Below are 4,166 nucleotides of genomic sequence, written 5' to 3' on the forward strand. Positions count from 1 at the left end.
CTGGGAATCCGGATAAGTAGGCATCTAGACCTCATTGACCAAGTCCTTTGAGGATCTCTGTCATCTGGGGAAGGCGCACCCAGACTTCTTCAGAAAACTCATTGGTCTCGCTGATCTTTGTGGGAATCGTCGACAACCCATCCGGAAGCACCACATACCGAGTGGGGACAGCTACACCGTCTTTGTACCCAAAGTCCGTTACCCAGTGGATATGCAACGCTCCGTTTCCACTGTGCATGACAGTGTTTCTGCGGAGCAGAGGACCGCAGCGCTTCTCGTACTCAGCCCGCGCATCGAGGTGCATTGAATTGGTGGACATCATCGGCTCGTGACTACGGCCAGGGCCAACGAGAAAGATGATGTAGCGGTTGCCGATCTCGTACCCAAAGTAGTTGCCGAACTCAAGCGTTGCCCCTTTGGACGCACCCTTAAAGGCTTCAATCACCCGCGCCTGATACTTTGCGCCGCAAGATTCATCGCCGGTGCCCATCGTTTCACCCGAAGTCACCTGTACCAGAGCAACGATGTCGGCGTCATGGAACAGCTGCGACAGGCGAATCGGTGGCAATGTCGTCGCGCGTGTCGTGACGGGAGGCAGCAAGAACACTGCAGCAGTGATCAGACGATGCAAAGCGCGGCGAAGTGCCATATCCATGTTTTTCACCTTCCGAAGCTGCCTCGTGCAGGCGCAGAGAGCCTACCCGAGAGCCGCCCTTCGCGAGCGGCAACTCCTGGCCGCAAGCCGACCTTTCCCACCTACTCGCTCCCCTTCACTCCCTTCTCCTCGCTCGCCTCGGCCTTCGCCACCTTCGCCGGCCACGCCCCACCCACGCTGAACGCAGCCCAGGCCCAGCCCACCCAGCGCAGCAGCGACACGGCCAGCCACAGCGCCCAGGCCAGCATGGCCGCGCGGTAGAGCCACACCGGTGCGCTCAGCACCCACGCACCCGCCGTGTGCTCGGTGAAACGGTCGCTCGTCCAGTTCAGCAGCGTGCTGCTCGACCCCGGCCCGGCGACGAGTAGCTCCGGGTAGCCCAGCAGGCCGGTGCGCAGCACCTCCAGCAGCGCGCCCACGGCCGCCAGCGTCAACAGCACGAGCAGGACCTGTACGGCGACGCGCATGCCGCGCCGGCCGAGCTGGCCCCAGCGGCGGCGGGCCTCCAGCGCGCCGAACCAGCCGGCCAGTACGGCCAGCGCGCTCAGCGACACCGGCGCCACGCCCAGCGCCAGCACGATCCAGGCCGGCCRGCCCATCAGCCCCGGCAGGCCGCGCGGCGCCAGCCAGGCCAGCACGAGGACGACGCCGAGGGCGCCCCAGATCAGCACGGCCGGCCCGATCAGCGGGCCGCCCACGGCGAGCACGATGCGGCCCTCTGGCACGTTCAATGTCAGCGCGTCGTTGACGCCGGGCAGGCCCAGGGCGAGGCCCTCGTGGCGCCACAGCACCCCCATGCCGGCGGGCTCGCGCCAATGGATGTCGACCAGCTGCGGGCCTGGCGTCAGCGGCAGGCTGAGCACGCTGTCGCGTGGCTGCAGGGCCAGCTTCTGGCCGTTGATCTGCACGTCCAGCAGTTCGGCGCCGGCCGGCAGCTTCAGCGCGTGCGTGCCGCCGAGGCTGGTGCGCAGGCGCATGGACAACTCGACGTCGCTGCTGCGCTCGCCGGGCTTGATGGTGGTGCGCACATCGTCCAGCGTCAGCGTCTGGCCGCCCACGCCGGCGGGCTTGGCGATAGCCAGCTTCAGCGTCTCGCCGGGCCAGGGCCGCCACTCGGGCAGCCAGTCGCCGCCCTGCTGCAGCGCCGTCGCCGGCAGGCCGCTGGCGTCCACGTGCCACTGGGCCGATGCGGCCAGCGTCCAGCGCTCGACCTGGTGAGGCTCCTTGCCTGCCACCAGCGTCAGCGCGTCGCCCGGTGGCAGGCTGCTGGCCACCTCGACGGTGTCCTCGCCGCCGAGCTGCAGGCTGGCCACGCCGCCGTCCACCGTCACGCGTGCGTCACTGACCGCCTCGCCCGGCAGCAGCGCCCAGCGCACGCGCAGCGGTGCCCGGCTCGCGGCCAGGCGCTCGATGCGCGTGTGCACCTGCCAGCGCAGGCCCAGCGCCAGGCGACGGTCCACGCGTACCAGCGGCGGCAGCGCGTCGCGCTGGGTGCCGGCGTCCTCGGCACGCCGGCTGCCGGCCACGGCCTCGCGGCTCAGCGTGATCGCGCCCGTGCTCTGGCCATTCGGGTCCAGGCCCGCCAGCGTCCAGCCCTTGAGTTCGGTCTGCAGCGTGCGCGGCGGCAGCGGCAGCGCGATGTCCAGGCCGCTGGCGCTGCCGACGTCGGCGGCGAGCAGGACCTGGTGCACGCCGGCCGGCACGGCGATCAGCAGGCGGCCCTCGTCGTCGCGTCGCGTTGCGGCGGGCTGGCCGTCCAGCAGCACGCTGCCCGGCTGCCAGCCCGTGCCCTGGCCGGGCAGCGGCACGGCCACCAGCGCCAGCGCGTGGATCTCGGCGCGCAGCTGCACAGCCGAGCCCGACGCACTGATGAGCAACCGCGCCAGCTCGGCGCAGCGCGGCAGGCAGTCGGGCGGCGCGGCGAGCTTGCCGCGCAGCGCCTGCAGCTGCTCGTCGCTGGGCCACGGTGCCGAGGTAGAAGCCTGGGCTTCGCTCGGTTGGGGCGCTAGCGCCAGCGCCAGCAACAGGGCTGCGGCCGCCACACCGCCGGCCCGCTGCAAGGACGGCAGGCGCGGCAGCTTCCAGCCCGCCACGCCGGCCAGCGCCAGCGCGAGCAGCGCCACGCCGGCGAGCTTGAGCAGCGCCGTCGCCCAGGGCGGCAGCAGCCACAGATTCAGCGTCTCCTCGGGCGTGACAGGGCCGCTCCAGCTGAGCCGATGGGCGCGCCAGCTCCAGGTCGGCAGGCCAGGGCCGGTCTGCACGCGCGCGCCGGGGTCGACGCGGCTGAGGTCGCTGCTGGCGTACGCGTCCTTGCGGACCTTGCTGCCCGAGACGACGACGGACTCCAGCCGCTGTTCGGCAGCGGGCATTCTTCGATCAGGCGGCGCAGGGGCGGCCACCTGGAATTCGGGCGGCGGCACCACCTTCTCCTCGATGATCTGCACCTCGCGTGGTGCTGCCACCTCCTTGGCCATGCCCCAGGCCATGCCGTTGTGCTCCAGGCTCGGATAGATTGCCTGGCGCAGCTCGGCCACCGCGAACACCAGCAACACCAGCGTCAGCATGGCGGCCACCGCCAATCGGCCACGCGCGAACGCGGCCCGCGCCCGCCCCGCCGGCAGCACGCGCGCCAGCGCCGTCAGCGCCAGCAGGCCGAACCACAGCGCCGCCGGCGGGCTGCCGGGCGTGTGCCAGGTCAGCGCAAGCGCCGCGCCCAGCAGCAGGCCCGTGCGCCAGCCCAGCAGCCGGTAGGCGGCCAGCGCCGCCAGCAGCACGAAGAAGAAATCCCACAGCGTCCACATCGACACCCAGGCACCGTCGGCGCGGCTGGGGCCTTGCGCGTGCAGCAGGCGCCAGCCGGGCGGCAGCTGCAGCGTGGCGCTCAGGCTGTCCACGCTCGCGCTCCAGCCGCTGGCGGGCAGGGCGCCGTTGCGCGGCCAGCGGCTGTCGGCCTCGATGCGGGCGTTGCGCTGGCGCACTTCGAAGCCGGCGGGGCCGTCGGCGGCCAGGCGGGTGATGGGCTGGTCCTGCCCGCCCAGCGCCGCGCGGCCGAGCTGGCCGGGCGCGGGCATGGCCAGGCGCGAGCTGGCCGACAGCTGGCCCTCGAACCTGTCACTGGCCGTCAGGCCTTGGCCGTCGAAGTCCAGCCACAGCCGGCGCGCCAGCGTCAGCGTGTCGGGCGCGGGCTTGGCGTTGCCGCGCTGCAGCTCGGTCAGTTTCAGCGTCTCGCCGGGCTTCAAGCGAAAGGCCGGCAGCGCGCGCCAGGCCTCGGGCATCTCGACCTGGCGCGGGTCCACGCTGGCCGGGCCTTCGGGGCGGATCAGCCGCAGCGCGGGTTGGGCCTTGACGACCCAGACCTCTTCGTCCGCTGCCGTGCCGGGCAGCGTCAGCGCCTGCACCGGCGCGCTCAGCCGCGCGCGCAACTCGACATGCCAGTTGCCGGGCCGCGCCTGCACGACGAGGCGGCCGTCATCCGCCAGGCGGGCCGGCAACGGGCTGTCCAGCTGCATGG

At 71.8% G+C, this 4,166-nt stretch carries 2 protein-coding genes; both read right to left on the minus strand.

The genetic code is table 11. The annotated features are described in order from the left end of the window. Positions 1-31: 31 nt before the first annotated feature. Positions 32-655 (minus strand): hypothetical protein, encoded by a 624-nt coding sequence (locus AC1DU6_RS22105; protein WP_457321269.1) that lies wholly within the window; start codon positions 653-655, stop codon positions 32-34. A 101-nt stretch (positions 656-756) separates the two neighbouring features. Continuing rightward, positions 757-4,166, minus strand: a 3,410-nt coding sequence (locus tag AC1DU6_RS22110; RefSeq protein WP_477859626.1) for a hypothetical protein, incomplete at its 5' end; no start/stop codon positions are given.

This window comes from Roseateles sp. P5_B10 (assembly GCF_056400485.1).